The organism is Flavobacterium cheonanense, assembly GCF_039539185.1.
In the GTDB taxonomy this organism is placed as follows: domain Bacteria; phylum Bacteroidota; class Bacteroidia; order Flavobacteriales; family Flavobacteriaceae; genus Flavobacterium; species Flavobacterium cheonanense.
Genome location: NZ_BAABCT010000027.1, coordinates 1 through 1,415, shown reverse-complemented (window position 1 = coordinate 1,415; position 1,415 = coordinate 1). Strand labels below are relative to the sequence as shown.

Here is a 1,415-nt window from a genome sequence, read left to right as displayed (position 1 = left end):
TGTCATGTCCTAAAATACGTTGACCATTTTTAGGTTATTAATTAATTCAAAAATACGGATTTGTAATCGGAAGATTGATAACTTTTTTTAAAAAATTCCCTTCGGGTTTTAAAAAAGTTACCAACATTCCTTACGCAACCTTTCTTGCGTAGGATTTATAAGGTTGTTGGTTGTACTTACGATGTACTTCTTGTGGAGTTTTTAGCTCTAAACTCCAGTGCAAGCGTTCGTTGTTGTAAATTTTTACAGCTTCAGCAATCATTTTATTAGCGATTTTGATGTTTTTAATTGTGTTTTTTAATCCGAATTCATATTTTAAAATTCCATTAATTCTTTCTGCAACAGCATTTTCGTATGGATCATATTGTTGAGTTGTGCTTAATATAAAACCTTTATTTTGAGCAAATTCAGAGAAATCTGGGCAGCAATATTGTATTCCTCTATCGGAATGATGAATGATGTTTTTATGTTTGTGAATGCAGTTTTTGTAAGCCATTGCTAAGGCTTCTTTGACTAATGAAACTTTCATGTTATCATCTAATTTCCAACCCATTATTTTCTTTGAATAGGCATCTGTTACAAGAGCTAAATAGGAGTGACCACCATCGACTTTGATATAGGTGATGTCGCTTACAAAGACTTGTTCTGCGTGACTCAAAGTCAAATCTTTGAGTAGGTTAGGAGATTTGAAAAAGAAGTGCTTAGAATCGGTTGTAATGTGAAAGCGTTTGGTTTTCTTAACTAATAAGCCATAACTTCTAAGTAAGTCAAATAAAGCATCTCTTCCCATTTTGATATTGTTTTTTATCAAATCATTTTCAATGTGTTCCATAAGTTTTCTTGTGCCTGTTTTAGGCATTTTGATTCTGATTTTGCGCACTAAATCGAGAACAATTTTGTGTTGTTGTTCTTTGATAAAATCATATTTAATTCTTTGGTAATAAGCCTGTTTGCTTATTCCGAAGCATTGATAGAGCCACTTTCTTTTGAAAGGTTTAGTCGCTTTTTCTCTATCTCTTTTGCTAATGCCTCGGGCAAATACTTTTTTGAAAGATGCTCACCTGTAATGTTTTCAAAATCTGCAATAATGTCTTGTTGAAAGTCTTTTACAAACTCCAGTTCTTCAATGCGTTGGCGTAGTTTTTTTAATTCGTCGTTTTTGCTCATGGCTTTAGATTTTGATTCAAAGTTAGACAATTTCTTAATCCAATAAGCAAGAGTTCCACGAGAAATGCCATATTTTTTGCAGGCATAATTGGCTGAAATTTGTCCGTTATTAATTTCATCAATAATGGACAGTTTGAGATCAAAGCTTACTTTTTGATACTCATTTTTTCGACAGGGTTGTTTTTTTGGTGTTTCCATAGGATACTAAAAGTTTTAATTTTTAGTCAACCTATTTTAGGACGAGAGGT

General features: G+C 32.4%; 2 protein-coding genes. Both read right to left on the bottom strand.

Annotated features, from left to right (window positions below):
• Positions 1-130 precede the first annotated feature (130 nt).
• A complete protein-coding gene (locus tag ABD766_RS14925) occupies positions 131-958 on the bottom strand; it encodes an IS3 family transposase (RefSeq protein WP_344817434.1) in 828 nt (275 codons plus the stop codon).
• On the bottom strand, positions 955-1,365 hold the full coding sequence (locus ABD766_RS14920) for a helix-turn-helix domain-containing protein (RefSeq protein WP_344817433.1): 411 nt from the start codon (positions 1,363-1,365) through the stop codon (positions 955-957). Before ABD766_RS14920 ends, ABD766_RS14925 begins: the two co-directional genes overlap by 4 nt.
• Positions 1,366-1,415: the final 50 nt, after the last annotated feature.